This window comes from Phocaeicola sp. RTP21359st1_B8_RTP21360_211022 (assembly GCF_040911965.1).
Lineage (GTDB): Bacteria > Bacteroidota > Bacteroidia > Bacteroidales > Bacteroidaceae > Phocaeicola > Phocaeicola vulgatus.
The window spans coordinates 73,748-99,252 of record NZ_JBDFXP010000010.1 but is presented as its reverse complement, the minus strand read 5'-3'; the positions used below and the strand labels follow the sequence as shown (position 1 = coordinate 99,252).

Below are 25,505 nucleotides of genomic sequence, written 5' to 3'. Positions count from 1 at the left end.
CCCGTCTGTTCCCATAATATGAACAATACGGACAAGCCGACAGATTTCCAAGAAGACGGAAGCTACTTCCAACGTAGACGCAGTTCCTTTTTCTCACACACGTGCGCGCATATTATGATATGGTATAAATCCGGCATCCTTCATCAAAGACTTCCCTCTGAAACGATGGATGCCATACTACTATTCAATGCAAATTTCAATACTTATGCAAACCATGTTATTCAGAAACTTTTTTAATTTTCTTTTTTCAAGTCTTATCATCTTCCGGTTTTGCCGCCAGTCTTTTTATCTATTTTCTTTCGTCTTTTCTCTTTCCGGTGCTTCTCTTCCCCTCACTCTGCCCCATTTACTTTTCTTCTCTACAAATTATAAGAACACGCACGTTTGTGAGGAAAAAAGACCTGGATCTGCCGCGTCTACGTCTGAAGTATTCCTCCGCTCTCTCCCTTTTTTATCCTTCCTTTCTTCGCTTTTCCGCTCTTACTCTCAATTTTATTTCCTATCTTTGTCCGATAAATAAAAAATAGCTCATGACTTCAAACAAAATTTTACTAATATGCCTGGCCTTCATTGCATTGACTGCATGCAACGCCGGCTCGAAAAGACAAACAAATCATCATATGGAAAATGAAAAGCGTACCTTGGTAAAACTGGAAACCACCATGGGAAATATCACAGTGGCCCTGTATAATGAAACGCCGAAACATCGTGATAACTTTATCAAACTGGTAAAAGAAGGAGTATATGACAGTACATTGTTCCACCGGGTTATCAAACAATTCATGATCCAAGCTGGCGATCCGGACAGCAAAAACGCATCGGATACTGCCATGCTGGGCAGCGGTGATGTGGGTTACACCATTCCCGCTGAGTTCAATCCGAAATTCTTCCACAAGAAAGGAGTATTGGCGGCAGCACGCCAGGGTGATGATGTGAACCCCGAAAAGGCTTCATCGGGTTGCCAGTTCTATATTGTTACCGGACGCAAGTTCACCGAACCGCAATTGCTGGGCATGGAGAACAAAATAAACGAACAGCGTGAAGAGGCTCTGTTCGACAGTCTGGCACGCCAGCACATGAAGGAAATATACAAGATGCGCAAGGCAGGAGACAATGCCGGGTTACTGGAATTACAGGACACCTTGGAAGCCCAAGCCCGTGAGCTGGCGGACAAAGAAGAGAAATTCCGCTTCACCCCCGAACAGATCAAAGCATACAGCACCATAGGCGGCGCTCCCCACCTGGACGGTTCTTATACCGTATTCGGTGAAGTAACCGAAGGTATTGAAGTAGTGAACAATATTGAAATAGCAAAAACGAACCGCGCAGACCGCCCTATAGAGAATATCCGGATTCTCAAGGCAAGTATTCAGTAATTTGCAACTCAGATGATTAACATTAACCGATACACCTTGTCCAACGGGCTGCGTGTGATACACAATGAGGACAATACGACTCAGATGGTGGCATTGAACCTACTGTACGATGTGGGCGCACGCGATGAAGATCCTGATCATACCGGATTCGCCCATCTGTTTGAGCACCTGATGTTCGGAGGTTCCGTCCATGTGCCCGACTATGACACTCCGGTACAAAATGCCGGAGGCGAAAACAACGCATGGACAAATAATGACATAACCAATTATTACATCACCCTCCCTCGTCAGAATGTGGAAACCGGATTCTGGTTGGAGAGTGACCGTATGTTGTCCCTCGACTTTAACCCGCGCAGTCTGGAAGTGCAACGGCAAGTGGTAATCGAAGAGTTCAAACAGCGGAACCTGAACCAGCCATACGGAGACGCCTCACATCTGCTACGCGCCCTAGCTTATAAGGTGCATCCGTACCAGTGGCCTACCATCGGCAAAGAAATCAGCCACATAGCCAATGCCACCCTTGAAGAGGTGAAAGCCTTTTTCTTTAAATATTATGCACCGGACAACGCCATTCTGGCTGTAACGGGACATATTACTTTTGAAGAGACAGTGACATTGGCTGAAAAGTGGTTCGGCCCTATCCCGCGCCGCAACGTAGCCCCCCGCTCACTGCCGGCAGAACCCCGGCAAACGGAGGAACGCCGACTGACAGTAGAGCGGAACGTGCCTGTAGACGCGCTCTTTATGGCATTCCATATCTGTGAACGACGCCATCCCGACTACTATGCTTTTGATATGCTAAGCGACTTGCTGAGCAGCGGACGTTCCTGCCGTCTGGTGCAGCATCTGGTACAAGAGAAACAGGTATTCAACAGTATCGACGCCTATATATCGGGCAGCATTGACGAGGGATTGTTCCATATCACCGGCAAACCCGCCCCAGGCGTCACGCTGGAAGCTGCCGAAGCTGCCGTATGGCAGGAACTGAAGGCATTGACAGAAGAAAGTGTGGATGAAGACGAGCTGGAAAAAGTAAAGAACCGCTATGAAAGCGAACAGATATTCAATAACCTGAATTACCTGAATGTGGCTACCAATCTGGCTTATTTTGAACTGACCGGCAAAGCGGAAGATATTAACAATGAAGTAAACAAATATCGCTCGGTCACTGCCGGCCAGATAAAAGAAGCTGCACAAAAAACATTTGTGCGAGAAAATTGTTCCACACTCTACTATAAAAGTAATTTGCCGACCTGATAATATGCTAATTTGCCAACTGGCTGCGCCATGCGGAACACAGCACAGCCAGTTGGCAAATTAGCATATTGGCACATTAGCAATTTATTAACCATGCAACATTACAAAGCACTTTTCACTTTAGGTATCCCTATCGTTATCGGCCAGATAGGTGTCATCATTTTGGGTTTTGCCGATACATTGATGATAGGCCATCACAGCACGAATGAATTAGCCGCCGCCAGTTTTGTCAACAATATGTTTACTTTGGCCATTATTTTCGCTACCGGATTCTCATACGGGCTGACTCCTATCGTAGGGAGTCTGTTCGGACGGGGAGAAACCCATGTAGTGGGACGAATGCTGAAGAACAGCCTATTTGCCAACACACTGCTGGCCGTATTGCTCACACTCATCATGTGGATACTTTATCTGAATATCCACCGACTGGGGCAACCCGAAGAACTGCTGCCTTTAATGCGTCCCTACTTCATCGTTTTGCTGATATCCTTGTTGTTTGTACTGCTTTTCAACGGTTTCAAGCAATTTGCCGACGGCATAACCGATACCCGCGTTTCCATGTGGATCTTATTGACAGGAAATGTAATGAACATTATCGGCAACTACATTCTGATTTACGGTAAACTGGGAATGCCCGAAATGGGATTGCTGGGAGCGGGAATTTCCACATTGGCCTCCCGTATCATGATGGTGGTCGTGTTCGCCGTCATTTTTTTCTGTACCCGACGTTATCATATTTATAAAGAAGGATTTCTACACAATACGCTCAACCGGGCAGACTTCCTGCACCTGAACAAACTGGGATGGCCCATTGCCATGCAGATGGGAATGGAAACTGCTTCGTTCAGTCTCAGTGCCATTATGGTGGGATGGATCGGGACTACTGCTCTGGCGGCCCACCAAGTGATGCTCGCCATTTCCCAAATCTGCTTTATGATGTATTATGGCATGGGAGCAGCCGTTGCCGTGCGGGTTAGCAACTTCCGCGGACAGAATGACCGGATGAACGTCAGGCGCTCTGCATACGCCGGATTCCATATCATGCTGCTCATCGCACTGATAGGCGCCCTGCCCATCTTCCTGCTGCGTAACGAACTGGGAGGATGGTTCAGCGACAGTCCGGCGGTCAGCGTAATGGTAGCACAACTTATCATTCCGTTCATCATCTACCAGTTTGGTGATGGATTACAGATAAATTTCGCCAATGCCCTTCGTGGAATCGCAGATGTGAAACCCATGATGTATATCGCATTCATCGCCTATTTCCTTATCTCCCTGCCGGCCGGCTATTTTTTCGGTTTCATCATGGATTGGGGAATCATAGGAATATGGATGGCATTTCCTTTCGGACTGACTACAGCCGGAATACTCTATTACCTGCGCTTTAACCGTGATACGAAATAAAAATAAAACTACCATGAGCCTGCCCAACCGTTCCACCAAGCTGAAAGTTGCATTCGGCTATATTCTGCTGACTGCACTGCTCTTTATATCTATCGGATATATCTATCAAGAAATGAAGTCACTGTCCGGAACCGGTGATGATGAAGCCATCCTGAGCCAACGGCGCCATGTCACCAACCAAATTATCGGCCAGCTCTATCAGGCGGAAGTCATCGGACAATCGCTCAGTACGGGACAAATAGAACAATACTACCGATACCAACGAGCCATGAAACAAGCCACCACGGCACTTGACTCCCTACGCACGTTGCTGACAGACAGCATACAACTGGCGCGACTGGATACTGTAGGAATGCTTTTCATGGATAAAGAACGGAATATGCGCAACCTGCTGAAAGCAATTCAGGACGGTGGGACAGATATACTTTACAAACAGCATATAGACGAACTGATCGCCCAGCAAGATTCCTTGCTCAGCCTTCCCCATGTACGAAAAAAAGTAATCACACACACCAATTCTTATATTATTCGTAAAAAGCCCAAAAGCTTCTTCAAACGTTTGGGAGAAGTGTTCTCGCCCGGAAAAGCAGATTCCACACAGGTCAACAATGTGATTCAGGAAGAATATACCGATACGCTGACCGAGGCATACAGTCCGGCAGATACTGTGGTCACCATGTTGAAAAACATACAGAGCCGAGTAACCGATACCCAACAAGAACGTATGGAAATGGTCAATCGCCGCACCCAGTCCCTGCGCCTCAGCGGCTTGAAACTAAGTCAGAAAGTCAATCAGCTATTAAGTACTATAGAGGAGGAAGAGCAAGCTTTGGCCCAAAACAAACATATACAAGAGGAATATATTCGCCAAAGCTCTATCCGCACAGTGGCGGGAATCGCCATTGTCGCTGTGGTTCTGGCTATTTTCTTTCTGGTCCTGATATGGAGAGACATCACTCGCAGCAACCACTACCGCCGAGAACTGGAAAAAGCCAAACGTCGCGCCGAAGACTTATTGGCGGCGCGTGAAAAACTAATGCTGACCATCACCCACGATATCAAAGCTCCCGTGGGTTCCATCTTGGGCTATACCGACCTGCTGGAGCGGATCACTACCGAAGAACGCCAGCGTTTCTATCTGAACAATATGCAGAGTTCAGCCAATCACCTGCTCAGCCTGGTCAAATCCCTGCTGGATTACCACCGGCTGGATGCACATAAAATGGACGTCAACCAGGTATCGTTCAACCCCCATCAACTGTTCGACACCATTTATATTAGCTTCAAACCGATGGCAGACTCCAAACAGCTGGAACTGAACTATCATTGCAACGAATCATTGAACCGCGTATACATAGGAGACCCGTTCCGTATCCGCCAAATAGCGGAGAATCTGCTATCCAATGCACTGAAATTCACTAAAGAAGGAGGCATCACCCTGCGGGCAGCATTGGAAAACGGCCAATTGCATTTCAGTATCAGTGACACAGGATGCGGTATCAGCCAAGAAGAGCAACAACGTATCTTTCAGGAATTCACCCGGCTCCATAATGCACAAGGACAAGAAGGATTCGGCTTGGGACTGGCCATCACCCGTAAACTGGTGCTTCTGCTCGAAGGGGATATCAAGATAGAAAGCGAACAAGACAAAGGCAGCTGCTTCCATGTATATCTGCCTTTGCCTGAGGGTCCTTCCCATCCGGATGAAAATCTTTCCGGACCGGGAGCAGAACATACTCCTGCTTCCCCTGACGCAACCGGGATCCGGCAAACAGACACTCCACGCGAAGACAGTGAGCCGATTCACCTGATTTTAATTGACGACGACCGCATACAGTTACAGCTTACCACCGCCATGCTGGAACGCCCCGGAGTGACTGTGACCTGCTGCCATCATCCCGAAGAGCTCCTCAACCAATTGAAAGAAAAGCGCTTCGACGTCTTACTCACGGACATACAAATGCCTGCCATGAACGGATTCGACTTATTGAAAGCCATCCGCACGCTGGACACATCATGGGTGCAAACCCTGCCGGTGATCGCCCTGACCGCCCGTAGCGATATGGACGAAAATTATTTCTGTTCACATGGCTTTGCCGGTTGCCTGCACAAACCTTTCACCATAAACGAATTGTTTACAGCCATCTTCCAGGTCACAGGAAAGGATGTACCCGCCACAGGAAATCCGACTCCCCATATAGCACCGGCCAAAGAAAATCATCCCCAACAAGAGACGTTGGATTTCTCCGCCCTGACCGCCTTCTCGGAAGATGATCCGGAAGCAGCCTCAGAAATACTCCGTACCTTCATCAGCGAAACAAAAAAGAACCGAGAGTGTATGGAAGAAGCATTGGCGAAAAAGAATATGGAAGACATCACGGCAATAGCTCATAAACTGTTGCCACTGTTCACCATGCTGGGAGCTACCCGTTGCATTCCTGCACTGACATGGATGGAACAAAGACGAGGGACAACCGAAATCGGTGAAGAAGCGATAGAGAAAACAAACTTTATAATAGAAGAAATAGAAAAAGTAATTGATGAAGCAAAAAAGCAGATCGAAATACCGAATGAAGCATGAAGAATTAAGCCCTGTTAAGTTAAAAGGTATTAGAAATAGAGTCCGTGTTTCGGTACACCGTGAAAAAAGCTTATTTTTGCACGAATAAAAACCACATAAAGATGCCACATTCCATTCTGATAGTAGAAGATGACTTGACTTTTGCCACCATGTTGAAAACTTGGCTGGGTAAAAAAGGATTTTCGGTTGATACAGCAAGCAGTAATGCGCGCGCACGCAAACAACTGGATGCACAACCATACGATCTTGTTTTGTCTGATCTGCGCCTGCCTGATCAAGATGGTATCTTCTTGCTTTCATGGATGAAAGAACAGAAATATAACATCCCACTCATCATCATGACAGGCTATGCTGACATCCAAAGCGCTGTACAGGCTATAAAACATGGAGCCAGTGATTACATTTCAAAGCCGATACAACCGGATGAGTTGCTGAAGAAAATTAATGAGGCATTGCAAAACAAAGCTTTACCCACACCGGTAGGAATAGAAAAGAACACAGTCGCGCCCAAAGCATCTAAGAACAAAGCCGTTCCCCACAGTGCAACCGTTCCTTCCTCTAATTTTCTGGAGGGGGAAAGCGAGGCAGCGCGCCAACTCTACAATTATGTAGGTCTGGTAGCCCCCACCCCCATGTCCGTGCTGATAAACGGTGCTAGCGGAACAGGTAAAGAGTATGTGGCGCACCGTATTCATCAGCTAAGCAAACGGGCCGACAAGCCATTCATTGCCATAGACTGCGGTTCTATCCCCAAAGAGCTGGCAGCTTCCGAATTTTTCGGTCATGTCAAAGGCTCCTTCACAGGGGCGTTAAACGACAAAACAGGAGCATTCGTAGAAGCCAACGGAGGTACTTTGTTTCTGGATGAAATAGGCAACTTAAGTTATGAAGTACAGATACAGTTGCTCCGTGCCTTGCAGGAAAGACGTATCCGTCCGGTCGGCTCCAATAAAGAAATAGAGGTAGACGTGCGACTGGTCAGTGCTACCAATGAGAACCTGCAACAGGCCATTGAAAAAGGAAACTTCCGCGAAGATCTTTACCACCGCATCAATGAATTCACCCTTCGTATGCCGGCATTAAAAGAGCGGCAAGAAGATATCCTGCTATTCGCCAATTTCTTTTTGGATCAGGCAAACAGGGAACTGGACCGTCAGCTGATAGGGTTTGATACCGCTGCCAGCCAAGCTTTACAAACGTATTCATGGCCCGGAAACCTCCGGCAATTGAAAAATATAGTAAAACGTGCCACCCTATTGGCACAGAGCAACTTCATCACCCTTGCCGAATTAGGTTATGAGCTGCAGGAACCTATAAGGTCCGCCGGTCCGCAGACATTCAGCCTGCATGATGAAGCGACAGAAAAGAAACGTATCCTTGAGGCATTGAAGCAGACAGGAAATAATAAAAGTAAAGCCGCCATCTTATTAGGCATAGACCGGAAAACTTTATATAACAAATTGAAGCTGTACGATATTCAATAACTTTACCAACAAGAATCTACTGTACCGTAAGGCTGTTACCCCTGCTGTTCCAGTAGGGCACAATCTTACAGTATATACTCCATTCCCCCATCGGTCATGTGGAATAATTCCACAAGATATTCCCCATATTCCACACTTTTTCCCATCTTCCTTTCATCCCAATCGAAGGCAATTTACTAAATATCAACATTTTAAAGAATAATCCCGTTTTCTGGCACAGATATTGTTTTTCTGTTATCAGAGAAAACTAAACAACATAGTATTAACAGTAAAAACCTACAATTATGAAAAAGTTATTTGTTGCAGCAGCATTGGTAATGGGATTAGGAACATCAGCAGCATTCGCCGACAACTTTATGGTGGACTCTGTGACCGTAACTATGATAAATGATTTTACCCCTATTGAAGTGAAAGACCTTCCGGCTGCCGTGCAGGAAGCTATCACAAAGAACTATGCAGAATCTACTATCAAAGAAGCTGCCGTAGAAGCGAACGAAGATGGAACTAAAACTTACAAGGTTGTTTTAACTGATGAAGAGGGAACTGAAAGCACTGTACTTTTCAGCGAAAGCGGAGAAGTTTTGAAGTAAATGAAAGATGCCTAAAAGTAAGAAAAGGGAATGCTGTGAAGCATTCCCTTTTTGCTTTCTATCTTTAATCCATCTCAAAGCCGTTCCACAAATTACCTTCGGGTACCGGTGCAGTCAACTGGATCATTTCCTTCGACACAGGGTGAACGAACTGTACCGTCCGAGCATGCAGGCAAATACTGCCATCCGGATTGGAACGTGGAAAGCCATATTTCAAATCACCTTTAATGGGACATCCCATCTTGGCCAACTGGCAACGAATCTGATGATGCCTTCCGGTTTTCAGATCCACCTCCAATAAATAATAATTCTGAGAATGGCCGATAAGCTTATAATGCAGTACAGCTTTCTTGGAATTTTTTACTTCCTTATCGTATGCATAAGACTTATTCTGTTTCTCGTTACGTACCAGATAGTGTACCAGCTCACCCTCCGTTTCCTTGGGGCACTCTTTCACTATCGCCCAATAGGTCTTTTTCACCTCACCGTTACGGAACATCTCATTCAGCCTGGGCAATGCCTTGCTCGTTTTGGCAAACACCACCAATCCGCTGACGGGACGATCCAAGCGGTGGGTCACCCCAATGAAAACATTGCCCGGCTTATTATATTTCTCTTTCAGGTATTGTTTCACCATCTCCGACAAAGGAGTATCACCGGTCTTGTCTCCCTGAACGATTTCAGAAGAAGTCTTATTGACTACAATAATATGATTATCCTCGTAAACAACTATCATATTACATGTTCATACCGCCGTCAACCTGGATAACCTGTCCTGATACATACGAAGACATATCAGAAGCCAAGAAAGTAGCCACATCCGCCACATCTTCAGGAGTACCTCCACGACGCAAAGGAATCTTCTTAGCCCACTCAGCTTTTACTTCGTCAGACAATTTGGCTGTCATATCCGTAATGATGAATCCCGGAGCGATGGCATTGGCACGGATACCGCGAGAACCCAATTCCTGAGCGATGGATTTAGCCAAACCGATCATACCGGCTTTTGAAGCAGAATAGTTACATTGACCGGCATTTCCGTGAACACCCACTACAGAAGCCATGTTAATAATGCTCCCACTCTTCTGACGCATCATGATCGGAGTACATGCGTGGATAAAGTTAAAGGCAGACTTCAAGTTCACAGCGATTACCGCATCCCACTGTGCCTCACTCATACGCATCATCAAGCCATCTTTCGTGATCCCTGCATTGTTTACCAGAATATCAACAGAACCAAAATCATCCTTAATCTGATTAACCACTTTCTCAGTATCCTCAAAATTCGCAGCATTAGAAGCATAACCTTTCACCTTTACACCCAACGCAGCAATTTCTTTTTCTGTATTCTGACCGTTTTCATCAATTACCAAGTCTGTAAAAGCGATATTTGCTCCTTCGGCAGCAAACTTCAATGCAATCGCCTTACCAATACCACGAGCGGCACCTGTCACAATCGCAGTCTTTCCTGTTAATAATCCCATAATTTTTGATTTTATAATTATAAAGTTAATTTTATTCCTTATTCTGTTCTTTGCGTCCCAATGCGCCATACACAATTTTTGCCACGTATGCCCATCCTGTTTCATCGTCCAGCTCCTCACCTATCTGACCACGTATATAAGGCGCTTCAATTCCCTTCACGCAATAGTGCACAATATCCGCCACGATATTCACATTGTCTATATCAAAGATTCCCTTTTCCTTTCCTTCCGTCAACACCTGCCTGAACAGCTTTGTTTCCGTTCGGTCAAAATTCTTCCGCACTGCCTCCACTCTCCATATATCACGGAAAAAGCCGGCACGCAAAGTTCCGTTCCTGAACACCACCATCTTGATAGAGTCCAGATGTGTTTCTATCAGCCGCAGTATTTTCGTATCAGGAGCGATATCCTGTTCAGCCACTTTCTCCATAGCGCCCGACAGCATCTCTAACTCCGACTCCACCACTGCCATATAAATGTCTTCTTTGCTCTTGAAATACGTATAGAGCGTGCGTCTTCCTTTCTTGGAAGCCACCGCTATATCATTCATTGTCGTATCATCCACCCCATTCTTCGCAAAAAGCTGACGGGCGACGTCTACCAATTTAGCCCTAGTCTTTGATACTGCCATATAAGTTCAATTGCACATTACATATATATGTGAGCAAAATTACATTTTTTCTTTGTACCACACAAACAAATAAAGTATAATCTTAAAGTAAATGTTAATTAACATATTACATACACTCTATATATCAACACATTAGATAAAAAGATTATTTTATTTGAGAAAAAGATGCAGAAATAATTTGGAGATTAGAAAAAAAGCCGTACCTTTGCACCCGTAATCAAAACACAACATCGCGGAGTGGAGCAGTTGGTAGCTCGTTGGGCTCATAACCCAAAGGTCGTCTGTTCGAGTCAGGCCTCCGCAACTAAAAAGAGGATAAATGATTGAATCACAATCTTTTATCCTCTTTACTTTTAAAACAGTCGGACAAAAGTCGGACAAAAATAATTGAATTCATTAACGGTATACGTTTTCGGGCTCGAAAAACGTATAAAAAAATGTTTTCAGAAAGAAAAAGAAAAGGAACTTCAGGTCAGCGGAAAGCGTACCTTCTGATACAAAATAAGCATATCCCCCTACACTCTCCATATTTTTACAGGTGATTCATACGTTTCACATTCGAAAAATTGTAGTACTAATAAAAAAAATATATTTTTGTACTAATCATGAATCAAACAACGCATAAGATGACCGACCCCATCCAGATAAAGCACTATAAAGAAGACATTACCTCTTTTAACCAACTCTACAAGGAGTTTCAAAGACGTTTTGTACGCTTCGCCAATACTTATGTCAGAGATTTAACCACAGCAGAAGATATTACTATTGAGGCGATGATGTATTATTGGGAAAACAGGCAATCCTTAAGCGAAGATTCCAATATTCCAGCCTATATCTTAACAATTATAAAAAACAAATGCCTGAATTATCTGCGTCATCAGCAAATTCATGAAGAATACTCGGATAAAATAAAAGATTACTATGAATGGGAACTGAATACCCGGATCGCCACTTTACAAGCATGCGAACCTTATGAGCTTTTTATTTCCGAAATTCAAGAACTCGTCCAACAAACCCTCACCGACATGCCCGAAAAAACCCGTACTATCTTCATGTTGAGCCGATACGAAAACAAATCCTATAAGGAAATTGCAGTTCTCATGAATATCACCCCCAAAGGAGTAGATTTCCATATAAACAAGGCATTAAAGATGCTTCAGACTAACTTAAAAGATTATTTTCCACTCTTTCTCTATTTTTTTATGAAATGCCACTAGGAATTTTCCATTCTGAAGTGCTGTTTATATAGAAGCATAAAAGAATGCAATAAAATGGAAAAAGAGAAACTACATCGTTTTTTTGCCGGAACTACTTCTATACAAGAAGGCATGGACATAAGAGCATGGATGGAAGCATCCGAAGAGAACAAGCGCATTTTTTACAAAGAGCGTAAATTGTTCGATGCCCTCATGGTGCATGATGACCAAACTACAAATAACTGCATTTCCACCAAACGAATTCCCAAAATTATTCGTCAATGGCTGAAAATAGCTTCCGTCATCATACTGACGCTTACCATTAACTATTTATATCAGAAATATAAATCGGAAAATGAAGTCATTGCCATGAATACAGTATCTGTTCCGGCAGGACAACGTACCAATATTACTTTACCAGATGGAACTAATGTATGGCTGAATGCCCGTACCACTTTACAATATCCGGTCACTTTCAGCCAAAAGCAACGAACAGTTTTTTTAAAAGGAGAAGCTTATTTTGATGTAACCAAGAAGAAAAAAACTCCTTTTATTGTACGGACAGACAAATATGACATTGAAGTTTTGGGTACACAGTTTGATGTAGATGCTTATCCTGACCAAACGGCGTTTGAAACAACTTTAATGAAAGGTAGTGTAAAAGTTACCTCACAGCACTTTCCTGAACAGACAATAACCTTGAAGCCTCATCATAAAGCATATGTAAAAGACGGGCAGTTGGCAGTTACCAAAGTAAACGATTTCACTCCTTACCGCTGGAAAGAAGGTTTGATCTGTTTTAAAGATGAACCTTTCCAGACCATCATGGAAGATTTTGAAAAATATTATGGCATCCGGATCATCATCAATAACAAAAAGGTATTGAAATATTCCTATAATGGCAAGTTCCGTCAAGCAGACGGTATTGATTATGCACTAAGAGTGCTGCAAAGGGATATCCATTTTAAATATGAAAAAGCCAACGATGAAGAAATTATTTACATCAATTGACCAGACAATACTAACCTAAAAACAACAAGCCTATGAAGAAAAGCTCAAGTTAACCTTAAAAAGAAAAATGCCGATAAGTGTTGCCACACTTACCGGCATAGACTCAAAACAATTTTTCAAGTAAAAAAATCTATTTAAATCAACGCAAAGGTATGAAAAATAACACTTTGTCGGGGAGATATTGCTTCAAAAATCCCCGATTTAAACAAATCTTTAGAATTATGAGAATTTCCACTTTCCTATTGATGGTCTGTGTGTTCTGTTCGTATGCTGGGAATGCCCATTCTCAAAATGCAAAAGTCAGCATACATATGAATAATGTTAAACTGGATAAGATCCTGAATGAAATTGAAAACCAAACTGATTATCTTTTTATCTACAATAACCAAGTAGATATTAACAAAATTACTTCCGTAAAGGTCAAAAATGAAGCCGTAGCACAAGTACTGGACAGAATTCTGTCAGGGACCGGTATCAACTATGAACTGGAAGGTACACACATTATTTTAACTACAGAAGCTATTAAAGACTTGCATGCTCAACAACAAGCTAAAACAGTAACGGGAACGGTAACAGATGTCAGCGGAGAACCCATTATCGGAGCCAACATCCGTATAAAGGGAACCACAACAGGTACAATCACAGATATAGATGGCAACTTCAGTATTGAAGCCAAACCACAATCTGTTATCGAAGTTTCCTACATTGGTTACCTCACACAAGAAACGGTTATCAACAACCAAAAAAGTATCCGTTTTCTATTAAAAGAAGATACAAAAACTCTTGATGAAGTGGTAGTCATTGGATACGGTGTACAGAAAAAAGCAGACTTGACAGGATCTGTTGCAAACATTAACACAGAAAAACTAAATACACAAAGTAACGCCAACATCGGCCAGGCGCTGCAAGGCAAAATTGCAGGGGTAGACATCGTATCTCAAGGTGGTGCCCCAGGTTCGGGAACCCGTATCATGGTCCGCGGTATTGGTACGCTAAACAACGCCTCCCCTCTTTACATTGTCGATGGCATGTATATGAACAGTATTGATCATATCAACCCCAATGATATTGCCAGCATTGACGTATTGAAAGATGCCTCATCCGCAGCTATCTACGGTTCCCGTGCAGCCAACGGTGTTATCATTGTCACTACCAAAGAAGGAAGTAACACAGAAGGAAAACCTATCATTGATTTATCTGTCAACTTAGGTATATCAACTGCCAGCAAATTTCTTGATATGCTAGATGCCAAAGGATGGGCAGAAGTTACCACTATAGCCCGTCAAGCTATCGGCAAACCGGCATTAGACATGGCTACCGATCTGGCTAACAAACCAGACAATGACTGGCAAGACATCATGTTTCGCCCCGCACTGATGCAAAACTACAATTTGTCTGTAAAAGGTGGTGGAAAATATTCCACTTATTACACCGGCTTAGGTTATTTCAACCAAGACGGTATTGTAAAAGGTACCAATTACCAACGGTATAATATCCAATCCAAGAATGATTATAAAAGAGGGATATTCTCTGCTGGAACAAATCTCATTATTTCATTCAGTCATGACAAGCCCCTTCACCAGGAACTTCGAGGCGGCATGATTGGCACCATTCTGCAAAGTGTTCCTACTTTGGAAAAATATGATGATACTCGTGAAGGTGGATATGGTGGCACATATGGTGATGTGGTAAACATTCCTCACCCATTGGCCATTATTGATGACAACATCATGGACCGTTATAACGAAAATGTAAAAATATTCGCTAACTTGTATGCACAAATTGAACTTTTTAAAGGACTAAAATACAAACTGAATTTAACTCCAGACTTTTCTTTCGAAAGATATAAGAATTATCTCAATAAATATGATTTTGGATTAGCGACCAACAGCATCACCCAATTAACAGAAAGACAAAGAAGGAGACGTAATATACTTGTTGAAAATTTATTAACTTTCGACCGTACGTTCGGAGAGCATAAAATTTCAGCATTGGCAGGTTATACCTATCAAGACAGCAGATTCCGCCACATACAAGCCTATGGTGAAGGATTACCCCAGGGATTAGAAGAAATAGATGCAGCCACAACCAATCGCAGCAACGAAGGCAATTCATGGAGAAGTGTCCTTACCTCTATTCTCGGACGCGTATTCTATTCCTACCAAAATAAATACTTATTCACCGCCACTATCCGCCGGGACGGTTCCTCCAAATTCGGTAAGAACAATCGATATGGTTACTTCCCCTCTTTTTCATTAGGATGGAATGTGGCCGAAGAAAAGTTCATGGAAAACGTGCATTGGCTTGATCAGCTAAAGCTTCGTGGCGGATATGGCGTTTTAGGAAATCAAGAAATCGATAACTATCAATATTCCTCCACCATCACTACCGGCATCAATTATCCCGATGGCAACGGTGGTCTGCTTCAAGGAGCATTTCCTAAAAATTTTGCCAATCCGGATATAAAATGGGAAGAAACCGCTATGACTAATGTCGGCATTGATTTTATGGCTTTTAATAACCGACTAAGCTTAACAGCAGACTATTATGTGAAAAATACAAAAGATATCTTGCTGACCGTTCCTATTCCTATCTCTTCCGGTGGTGCCAATGACCCTATACGCAATGCGGGCAAGATACGTAACAATGGCTTTGAATTCAATTTAGGATGGATGGACCAACCCAATCCGGATATTTCGTATGGCATCAACTTAATTGGGTCTTTCAATAAAAACAAAGTAATAGCCATGGGAAGTGAAAGCGGATCTATCAAAGGCGGTTCTACCAACCAAAACATCACTACCAGTGAAACCAAAGCCGGATATCCTATTGGAGGTTATTGGCTTATCTCTACAGCCGGATATTTCAATAGTCAGGAAGAAGTAGACGCATATGCCAAAGACGGTAAAAAAATACAACCAGCCGCCGAACCGGGTGATATAAAATTTGTAGATGCCAACAACGATGGCGTTATCAATGACGACGACCGTGTATTTCAAGGCAGTCCTTTTCCCGATTTTACTTTCGCGCTGAATGGTAATATGAGATACAAAAATTTCGACTTATCAATCGGACTGCAAGGAGTGTTAGGAAATAAAATTTATAATGCAACCCGTCAGACATTAGAAGATGTAACCAAAGGTTCCAATTTTCTGGCAAGTTGCCTGGATTATTGGACTCCTGAAAACAAAAATGCCTCCCATCCACGTCTGACATGGGATGATCCTAACCGTAATACCCGTGCAGAATCCGACCGTTATCTTGAAAATGGTTCTTATTTGCGTCTCCGCAGTGTTCAATTAGGTTATACATTTCCTCAGACATGGTTTAAAGGTGCCATACAGCATGCCCGTGTGTATATTAACGCTGAAAACTTATTTACTATCACCAGTTACAGCGGATATTCACCGGATGTCAATGCAGACAATGCCAATTATCGGGGATTTGATAATTTTATTTACCCGACTAACCGTACTTTCATGTTAGGACTAAATGTAACATTCTAAAAATAAACATCTTATGAAAACATATATTAAAACGACATTGACCATATTGATTTCAGGCATGCTATTCAGTTCCTGCGAAGATCAATTAAACCAGGCCAATCCCAACCAAGCAACAGAAGATACTTTTTGGAAAGATGAAACCGATTTCAATCTGGCCTTGACCTCTTGCTATACTCCACTGAAGAATGCCCTAAACGGCGGTTATTATGGAACTCGCGGTGTAATGCTGAGAATAGCCCGAGCCGATGAAGTCGACTTCCGCAACGATATTTCGGATGTATATACAGTAAACCGTTTTACTAATAGTAATACAAACTCACTGACACAAGGCATGTTCTATCAATTTTACAATGCCTTGTACCGTACCAACTCCATTATGCAAAAACTGGAAGAAAAGAAAGAACAATTTTCTACCGATTTTCAAAATTCGGTAAAAGGAGAATGTCTTTTCATACGTGGCTTCTATTTATTCCAGTTAGCCAAAGAGTTTAAAGACGCCCCTCTCCGCCTGACAGCCTCCCAATCTCCCTCGACTTTCCCTTTAGCAAAATCATCACAAGCTGATATATGGGCACAAGCCAAAGAAGATTTAAAAACCGCTGCTTCCCTATTGCCCATAACGAATAAAATAGGAAAGCCTACACAAGGAGCCGCTTATGCCGCTTTGGGTAAAATATATGTCTATGAAGAAAATTGGCAAGAAGCGATAAACGTCCTCGAGCCTCTGACGCAGAATCCTTACACCTACAAACTAGTAGAGGACTTTAATTGGAATTTTGATGACACTCATGAAAACAATGCCGAAAGTATTTTCGAGTTATTGATAGAAGATGTGGGTGGAACAGATCTTTGGGGAGATGGAGAAAATATCAATTCCACCCAATCCAATACCCGCCCTAAAGAATATGCCGCTGCTGAAGTCGGAGGATGGTATGAAGCAAATCCTACCCAGCAAATTATGGATATCTTCTGGAAGGAAAAAGACAAAGACGGCAATTTTGATTATCGTGCCCGCTGTTCTGTGGCATGGGACTATGAGGGATGCACTTACTACCAAAGACCTTTCCGGGAAGTTTTTGCACAAGACAAGTGGAAAACATACTGGATTTTGAAATATCAGAACTGGAAGACTCAAAAAGATGAACCGGCACCTCCCAAGTCATTCATCAATGAAAGAGCCATCCGCTATGCCGATGTATTATTGATGCTGGCAGAAGCCTATATGAACAAAGGGGCTTTAGACACATCTATCGGATATATTAATCAAATCCGCCGACGCGCCAACCTGAATGACTATAGCGGCCCAATAACCAAAGAAGGGGTTTTTGAAGATCTGGTACACCAACGCGCCATTGAATTCTTTGTGGAAGGCGAACGTTTCTACGATTTACGCAGATGGGGATTGTTAGAGCAGACATTAAAAACTTGTGATGATACCCGCTATAAAAACTATCAGACTGGCAAATCCGGTAATATCAATAAGTTCAACTACTTCCCGATACCAGCCAAAGAACTTGACACCAATCCACTTTGTACGCCTAGTGAAGGATGGTAAATCAACAGGTATTAGCTTATATATAACATCAGTAAATTAGTTCTAGGGCTGATTGTTCTTCAAGCAACATTCAGCCTCTCTTTCTCTTCACACTAACCATGAAACGTATCCTTTTATTTGTTTGCATACAATTTTTCTTATTGGCATCTTTTGCCGGAGAAACCATAAATTTCTGTAAAAGCTGGAAATTCCATCTAGGAGATGCAGGCAAAGGAGCCTCTTCTTCCTCATATAACGATTCTCAATGGCGCATATTGAACATTCCTCATGACTGGAGCATAGAAGGCACTTATAAACAATTTGAAAACGGAACCGACTGGCAAAGCGGCTTCCTGCCTGCCGGAATAAGCTGGTATCGAAAAACTTTTACCATTCCTTCCAAATGGAAAAATAAAAAAGTACAAATCCTATTTGAGGGCGTATATCTGAACAGCGAAGTATGGATAAACGGTCATTGGCTGGGCAAACGTCCTAATGGGTATATCAGCTTTGTATATGATTTAACTCCATATTTGCAAGAAGGCAAGAACCAAATCGCTGTAAAAGTAGATCACAGCAAAGCATTAACCGGACGTTGGTATACAGGATCAGGAATATATCGTCCTGTATACCTGCTGGTCAGTAACCCCACCCACATTCCTTATTCCGGAATCCATTTCAGATCCAAGCTACAAAATAAGCAATCTGCCACCTACACCCTATCTATAGAAATTGAAACACAGGAGAAAAAGCCAATCAAAGTAAAAACATATCTACAAGCTCCCAACGGTAGCATAGCCGATACTTCTGAAAAAATATTTGTCTCATCTGCAGATTCTCTTTGCTTCCTGTCAGGGAGCATCAGGAAACCATTATTATGGTCGCCTGATTCTCCTAACGTCTATACACTTATATGCCAACTGACAAGAGATAACAAGATACTAGATGAATGTAGATTACCTGTAGGCTTCCGTCAATTAGAATTCAACCCGGTCAGCGGATTCCTGCTCAATGGCAAATCACTAAAGATAAAAGGAGTATGCGATCATCATACAGCCGGTGCTGTAGGAGCCGCCGTACCCGACGACCTACTTCATTATCGTCTCAAATTATTGAAAGATATGGGATGTAATGCGATACGCACCAGTCATAATCCCTTCTCTCCTGCTTTCTATAATTTATGCGATACGATGGGAATCATGGTACTAAACGAAGGATTGGACGGATGGAATCAACCTAAAGCCGCCGATGACTATGGAAATTACTTTGATGAATGGTGGCAAAAAGATATGACTGATTTCATAAAACGAGACCGTAACCATCCCTCTATCATTATGTGGAGTATCGGCAACGAAGTAACGGGAGCTACCCCCGAAATCCAACACAACCTGGTCAGCCTATTTCACCAACTGGACCCTGACCGCCCTGTCACTCAAGGAGGAACTGATCCTACTAGAGGTATGAAGACCGATTATCAAAAAAAATTCAACTATCTAGACATTATCGGCTTCAATGGAAATGGAGAAGAAATAGGAGAACTAGAACACTTCCACAAAAACTACCCAACACTTTGTGCCATTGCTACAGAGGTACCCCACACTTATCAAACCCGTGGCGTATACCGAAGCCAGACACAATGGAGAAGACGGGATTTCCCCGCTCCTTGGGAAAAAGGAAACATAAACTGGGAACAATTTAAACATCGGGTCTTTCCTATACCTGACCTGACGGAAAAAGAATGCTTCCCCGAAGAATCCGATTATCCCTATTATCAATCGTCCTACGACAATGCTTCTGTACGTATCAGCGCCCGTAAATCATGGCAACGCACCTGTTCTTTCCCTTGGTTAATGGGAGAATTCCGATGGGGCAGTTTTGACTATTTAGGTGAAGCCGAATGGCCTCAACGATGTGGCAATTTCGGTATTATCGACATAGCTGCCATTCCGAAAGACGCCTATTTCCTCTACCAAAGTTTATGGACCGACAAACCAATGGTACACCTTCTTCCGCATTGGACGCATCCGGGAAAAGAAGGAAAAACAATTCCCGTAGTCATTTATACCAACTGTGATGCAGTAGAGTTATTTATAAATAATGTATCTTTGGGCAGTAAACCTTATACAGGGGAGCAACTGATATGGTTAGTTCCTTATTCGCCCGGAAAAATAGAAGCCCGAGGCATAAAAAAAGGAAAAATCGTGGCAACAGACTGTTATCAAAGTGCAGAAGCACCTCATTCTGTCGCCCTTGCCAGTAACAAGTATTCTGTAAAAGCCGGTTCGGATGAAGTCATACGCATAGAGATCGACATAACAGATAAAAACGGAATTCCTTGTCCTTATGCCTCCAATGAACTCAGTTTCCACGTAAGTGGACCACTCCGGCTATTAGGGGTAGACAACGGAAACCCTACAGATATGTTTCCATACCAACAGCCCCACTGCCGTTGCTTTCGGGGAAAATGTGTAGTATTATTACAATCTGACGAAGAAAAAGGAAAAGGAACCCTGACTGTACAAGGAACAAAATTAGTAGAAAAAAAATTAATCATCGAAGTGATATGAAAAAAATTCTTTTATTACTCTGTTTATGCTTATTCATAGAAGAGGTTGCTTCTCGAGAATTAGACAAGACATTCCAGTTGCTTCCACAACCACAATCCATAGAACTGACTTCTGGAAAAGGAATCAATTATTGGGAGTTATCCTATATTCTGTCATCAGACACAACTTCCATCCCCATATTGGGAGATATGCTCAACAAACTTCCCCGTTGCCCACGAAAAGGGAAACCCATCCGGCTCCAACTCACCAGCCAGCATGTTCCTGCTTCTCCGGAAGGATACATGATGGAAATTAATGAAAAAGGAGTCTGTATATCAGCCAGAACCATGACAGGTATCTTCTACGGTTGCCAAACTTTAGAACAATTAATGGAAGACAGCCGGGATTTCAACATACTTATTCCAGCCATGCTAATCATCGATTATCCGGCCATTTCCTATCGGGCCGTGCACTTTGATGTAAAACATCATTTAGACCGCATGGAGTATTATTATCAGGAAATAGACAAACTGGCCCGATACAAAATAAACGCAGTTATTTGGGAGCTGGAAGATAAACTGCGTTATACCCGACGCCCCGAAATAGGTGCCCCCAATGCCATCAGCAAGCAGGAAATGCAAGCCTTATGCCGCTATGCCAAAGAACGGAATATTGAAATAACCCCCTTGGTCCAAGGTTTGGGACATGCCGGTTTTATTTTAAAACATCATTGGGAACTACGTGAAAACCCCGACAGCGACTGGGAGTTTTGCCCATCTGACCCTCGTACCTATGATTTGCAATTCGACCTTTACCGGGATGCTATCGAAGCCATGCCTTACAGCAAATACTTACATATAGGAGGAGATGAAATTACCGCCATAGGCATAGACCAACGCTGTAAAGCCACCGGAAAAACTCCATTTGAACTACAAATGATCTGGTTGAAAAAAGTATGCGATTTCGCAACAGCTCACAACCGCATTCCTATTTTCTGGGATGATATGCCATTAAAATACGGCGGTGTATGGGATTTGGTCAACAGTAATGAAACCCAGGATGAAATAGCAGCAAAATGGAACGATAAAAAATTGAATGAAAGCATCAAATTATTCCCCAAAGAATGTGTGTATATGCGATGGAACTACAAAGATGCCACCCAACCGGGGCATCAACGCATTTTACAATGGTATCATGACAAAGGACTGAAAGTAATGGGAGCTACCGCTGCTTCGTGTGGCAGTTCTCCATTTATACCGCGTGAAAATTCACTGGCCGGCTATATCAAAGGATTCAGCAAATTAGTTGCTCAAAATCAACTGGAAGGAATTTTGGCCACAGCATGGGATGATGGTTCCCCACACTCTGAAACGGTGTGGCGTGGATACATCGCACAGGGAGAATATGGCTGGAACCCAACAGCACGGACAGTCGAAGCCTTCAAAGCCGCACATGCCCAACGAGAATTTGGCTTTCATCCAAATGACAACCATATGGCTTTTCTGGATGAACTGGAACAAGAAGCATTTTTCTTTGATGATGCCCTGGTCAATTCGGGAAGGCGCAATCCGGCATGGGGAACTACTGATTTTACTTTAATCAGCCTACCGGATCCAGACGCACCGGGAGCATGGAGCCGTACCTACCAACAAAAAATAGCCCAAGCAAAGGTGGAACAAAAACGATATGAAAAAATATGCCAAGGCATAAAAGAGGCTAAACAACATGCTTTACGCAACCGCTATACATTAGAGGTATACGAACAGACAAATCACTTGTTCAACTTCCCTGTCCGTCTGATTCTAGCCTTGCACAACTATGATATCACTATACATGAACAAGACAAACAGACAGCATTGCAACAAATAAATGAAGTGTGCAATGACTTTCAGACCATGAGAAAACAATTGGAAGAGACCTATTCACAGACCCGTTTTATGGAACAACCTGACGGTTACATTGCTGACCAAAACCACCACAACCATCTTGCCGCCAAAACCAACAACAGCGACTGGTGGTATTATTATGAAATTCCAATGATAAGGAAGACAAGAACATGGATGAACTCTCAGACCGCCCGACAGAAAAACATTCCATAAGAAACAACGAATGAAACTTTAATATAAAAAATAATATGAACCTTATAATACAACACTACTTTATGAAACAACATTTTTTATCTTATCTCATCGCCCTGCTGCTATTTCCTCTCTATGAGATGCAAGCAGCCTACCAGCCTGAGTTTTCTACTGCCGGTTTCTATGAACTGGCAAACTCCGGACGTGAAGTATATTCCATGAATCCGGCATGGCGATTCCACAAAGGAACCGCTACAGGTGCGGAAACCACCGACTTTAATGACCAGGACTGGAAAGTGGTTTCCCTGCCCGACGGAATTGAATATGTACCGACTGAGGCCAGTGGATGTATCAACTATCAAGGTGAGGTATGGTACCGCAAACATTTCACTCCGGCAAATGAATTGAAAGGCAAAAAACTTTTCCTGCATTTCGAAGCTATCATGGGAAAAAGCAAAGTTTTTGTAAACGGCAATTTATTGACCGAACACTTTGGCGGATACCTGCCTGTAGTCATTGATGTCACCGATGCACTGAATTGGGGGACAGACAATGTGATAGCTGTATGGGCAGACAACAGCAATGACCCCAGTTATCCTCCCGGCAAAGCACAGGATGTACTGGATTATACTTATTTTGGCGGCATCTATCGTGACTGCTGGCTCATAGCCCATCGTCCGGTTTTCATCACCGATCCCAATTTCGAAAACGAAATGGCAGGCGGCGGGCTTTTCGTGGCATACGACAAAGTTTCCGACACTTCCGCAGAAATAATCCTGAAAGCCCATATACGTAATGACAGTAAAAAGAACTTCAAAGGAGTAGTAGAATATGAACTTCAGCAACCCGACGGCACACAAGCCGCATTTCTGAACGATGTCATTCAAGTACGTCCGGGCAAGGCAGTCACTTCAAAAGATAAAATAACGTTGAAGTCTCCTCTGCTTTGGAGCCCTGAAACGCCTACGTTATATAACCTGATTGTCCGTATCCGCGACAATGAAGGAAATGTAGTGGACGGCTACCGCCGCCGTATCGGTATCCGCAGCGTAGAATTCAAAGGCAAGGACGGATTCTGGCTGAACGGCAAACCTTATCCAAGCCCGCTGATTGGCGCCAACCGCCATCAGGATTTTGCCGTAGTAGGCAATGCCGTTGCCAACAGCATTCATTGGCGCGACGCTAAAAAGCTACGCGACACAGGTATGAAAGTTATCCGGAATGCTCACTGCCCTCAAGACCCCGCCTTTATGGATGCATGTGACGAACTGGGGCTGTTCGTCATTGTAAACACACCGGGATGGCAATTCTGGAATGACGCTCCTGAATTTGCACAACGGGTTTATAGCGATATCCGCAACCTGGTACGGCGTGACCGCAATCACCCTTGTGTATGGTTATGGGAACCTATCCTGAATGAAACCTGGTATCCGGCAGACTTCGCCAAAAATACCCTCGATATTGTCAATCAAGAATACCCTTATCCGTATTGCTATTCCGGTTGCGACAGCGAAGCACGGGGACATGAGGTATATCCGGTACTCTTCACTCATCCGGCCAATGCAGACAAGGACTGGGCCATCAAAAGCCTCGACCCTAAAATAACCTATTTCACCCGCGAGTGGGGAGATAATGTAGACGACTGGAACTCGCACAACTCCCCCAGCCGTGTGGCACGCAACTGGGGGGAACAGGCTATGCTCATCCAGGCACAGCATTATGCCGCCCCCCGTTATCCTTTCACCTGTTACGATGTACTCTGCCGTACTCCGCGCCAACACGTCGGCGGCTGTTTGTGGCACTCGTTCGACCACCAGCGCGGCTATCATCCCGATCCCTTCTATGGTGGTGTGATGGACGTATTCCGTCAACCCAAATATGCTTATTATATGTTCAAAGCCCAGCGCTCGCCCGAAAAGCAAGACCGTCTTTTCGAAACAGGACCGATGGTGTACATCGCCCATGAAATGACTCCCTTCTCACCCAAAGACGTTACTGTGTACTCCAATTGTGACGAGGTGCGGCTTACTTATAATAAAGGTGGCAAGACATGGACTTACACCAAGCCGGCAACAAAAGAAGGAATGCCCTCACCCGTTATTACATTCAAAGATATATACGACTTCATGATAGACAAAAACATGTCTATGAGAAAGAAGAAACAGGACGAGGTGTTCCTACTGGCCGAAGGCATCATAGATGGAAAAGTAGTTGCCACGCACGAAGTACGACCGGCCCGGCGTCCCGAGAAAGTGCTACTTTGGGTTGACAATGAAAACACCGACTTAAAAGCTGATGGCTCCGACTTTGTAACCGTAGTAGCCGCCATAGCCGATAAAAACGGGAACATCAAACGTCTGAACAACTATTATGTGAAATTCCATGTAGAAGGCGAAGGACGTATTTTGGGCGGAGCGAATATACTGGCCAATCCGGCTCCGGTAAAATGGGGAACAGCCCCCGTGCTGATACAATCCACCTTGAAGCCGGGTAAAATCAAAATCACTGCCAGCGTATTGTTCGAAGGCTCGCAAATGCCTGCCAGCGCAGTGTTGGAATTAGAAAGCAAGCCGGCGGCTCATCCTCTCATCTACACCGAAAGTGAAGCTGCGCTGATTTCCATGAACAGCGACTCACCTTTCGGGCAATCAGCCGCCAAATCGGCTTCCGAACTGGAACAGGAACGTTTGCTGAAAGAACGGAATGCACAAAAGCTGAAAGAAGTGGAAAAACAGCAAGCTGATTTCGGTGAAAAGAAGTAAACCTTTCCATCCGGTGTGGGGAAGAGGCAGAAAGAGAAAAGCAATTCAAAGCCTCTTCTACTCCA

General features: G+C 43.6%; 16 protein-coding genes and 1 tRNA gene. 14 read left to right on the top strand and 3 right to left on the bottom strand.

Translation table 11 applies throughout. From position 1 onward, the window contains the following. The first annotated feature begins 530 nt into the window (after nucleotides 1–530). From AB5062_RS07380 to AB5062_RS07355, 6 genes are all read left to right on the top strand, one after another. Entirely contained in the window at nucleotides 531–1,376 is an 846-nt protein-coding gene (locus AB5062_RS07380; protein ID WP_032952700.1) for a peptidylprolyl isomerase, read from the top strand. 12 nt (nucleotides 1,377–1,388) lie between these two features. After that, nucleotides 1,389–2,633 carry a pitrilysin family protein gene (locus tag AB5062_RS07375; RefSeq protein ID WP_005852901.1) on the top strand — a complete coding sequence of 415 codons (1,245 nt, stop codon included), beginning with the start codon at nucleotides 1,389–1,391 and terminating at the stop codon, nucleotides 2,631–2,633. A 93-nt stretch (nucleotides 2,634–2,726) separates the two neighbouring features. Continuing rightward, on the top strand, nucleotides 2,727–4,037 hold the full coding sequence (locus tag AB5062_RS07370) for an MATE family efflux transporter (protein WP_022508662.1): 1,311 nt from the start codon (nucleotides 2,727–2,729) through the stop codon (nucleotides 4,035–4,037). A 13-nt stretch (nucleotides 4,038–4,050) separates the two neighbouring features. Continuing rightward, nucleotides 4,051–6,618, top strand: a complete 2,568-nt coding sequence (locus tag AB5062_RS07365; RefSeq protein ID WP_008667667.1) for an ATP-binding protein — start codon at nucleotides 4,051–4,053, stop codon at nucleotides 6,616–6,618. 101 nt (nucleotides 6,619–6,719) lie between these two features. Continuing rightward, nucleotides 6,720–8,102, top strand: a complete 1,383-nt coding sequence (locus AB5062_RS07360) for a sigma-54 dependent transcriptional regulator (RefSeq protein WP_057280210.1) — start codon at nucleotides 6,720–6,722, stop codon at nucleotides 8,100–8,102. A 284-nt stretch (nucleotides 8,103–8,386) separates the two neighbouring features. Further along, nucleotides 8,387–8,692 carry a hypothetical protein gene (locus AB5062_RS07355; RefSeq protein ID WP_005852893.1) on the top strand — a complete coding sequence of 102 codons (306 nt, stop codon included), beginning with the start codon at nucleotides 8,387–8,389 and terminating at the stop codon, nucleotides 8,690–8,692. A gap of 64 nt (nucleotides 8,693–8,756) precedes the next feature. On the opposite strand, the gene AB5062_RS07350 is transcribed toward AB5062_RS07355, so the two are convergent. The 3 genes from AB5062_RS07350 to AB5062_RS07340 are packed head-to-tail and all read right to left on the bottom strand — an operon-like array spanning nucleotide 8,757 to nucleotide 10,807. Then, complete coding sequence (locus tag AB5062_RS07350) at nucleotides 8,757–9,428, bottom strand: RluA family pseudouridine synthase (RefSeq protein WP_005840104.1); 672 nt, start codon at nucleotides 9,426–9,428, stop codon at nucleotides 8,757–8,759. A gap of 1 nt (nucleotide 9,429) precedes the next feature. Then, nucleotides 9,430–10,176: a 3-oxoacyl-[acyl-carrier-protein] reductase gene (gene fabG / locus AB5062_RS07345; protein ID WP_005840106.1), complete on the bottom strand. Its 747-nt coding sequence runs from the start codon at nucleotides 10,174–10,176 to the stop codon at nucleotides 9,430–9,432. 31 nt (nucleotides 10,177–10,207) lie between these two features. After that, nucleotides 10,208–10,807, bottom strand: a complete 600-nt coding sequence (locus AB5062_RS07340; protein WP_005840108.1) for a TetR/AcrR family transcriptional regulator — start codon at nucleotides 10,805–10,807, stop codon at nucleotides 10,208–10,210. 231 nt (nucleotides 10,808–11,038) lie between these two features. Here AB5062_RS07340 and AB5062_RS07335 point away from each other — a divergent pair. The 8 genes from AB5062_RS07335 to AB5062_RS07300 all read left to right on the top strand — a co-directional run bounded on the left by AB5062_RS07335 (nucleotide 11,039) and on the right by AB5062_RS07300 (nucleotide 25,440). Next, a tRNA-Met gene (locus AB5062_RS07335) sits at nucleotides 11,039–11,111 on the top strand. 322 nt (nucleotides 11,112–11,433) lie between these two features. Beyond that, the gene (locus AB5062_RS07330) at nucleotides 11,434–12,024 is read left to right on the top strand and encodes an RNA polymerase sigma-70 factor (RefSeq protein WP_005840110.1); all 591 of its coding nucleotides are present in this window, start codon (nucleotides 11,434–11,436) and stop codon (nucleotides 12,022–12,024) included. A 54-nt stretch (nucleotides 12,025–12,078) separates the two neighbouring features. Beyond that, on the top strand, nucleotides 12,079–13,014 hold the full coding sequence (locus AB5062_RS07325) for a FecR family protein (protein WP_016271376.1): 936 nt from the start codon (nucleotides 12,079–12,081) through the stop codon (nucleotides 13,012–13,014). A gap of 152 nt (nucleotides 13,015–13,166) precedes the next feature. Then, a complete protein-coding gene (locus AB5062_RS07320) occupies nucleotides 13,167–16,520 on the top strand; it encodes a TonB-dependent receptor (protein WP_080705364.1) in 3,354 nt (1,117 codons plus the stop codon). 13 nt (nucleotides 16,521–16,533) lie between these two features. Next, nucleotides 16,534–18,075: a RagB/SusD family nutrient uptake outer membrane protein gene (locus tag AB5062_RS07315; RefSeq protein ID WP_005852886.1), complete on the top strand. Its 1,542-nt coding sequence runs from the start codon at nucleotides 16,534–16,536 to the stop codon at nucleotides 18,073–18,075. A gap of 98 nt (nucleotides 18,076–18,173) precedes the next feature. After that, the gene (locus AB5062_RS07310; protein ID WP_032953220.1) at nucleotides 18,174–20,621 is read left to right on the top strand and encodes a sugar-binding domain-containing protein; all 2,448 of its coding nucleotides are present in this window, start codon (nucleotides 18,174–18,176) and stop codon (nucleotides 20,619–20,621) included. Beyond that, nucleotides 20,618–22,699: a family 20 glycosylhydrolase gene (locus tag AB5062_RS07305; RefSeq protein ID WP_005840122.1), complete on the top strand. Its 2,082-nt coding sequence runs from the start codon at nucleotides 20,618–20,620 to the stop codon at nucleotides 22,697–22,699. Before AB5062_RS07310 ends, AB5062_RS07305 begins: the two co-directional genes overlap by 4 nt. Nucleotides 22,700–22,761: 62 nt before the next feature. Further along, nucleotides 22,762–25,440: a glycoside hydrolase family 2 TIM barrel-domain containing protein gene (locus tag AB5062_RS07300; RefSeq protein WP_008782044.1), complete on the top strand. Its 2,679-nt coding sequence runs from the start codon at nucleotides 22,762–22,764 to the stop codon at nucleotides 25,438–25,440. Nucleotides 25,441–25,505: the final 65 nt, after the last annotated feature.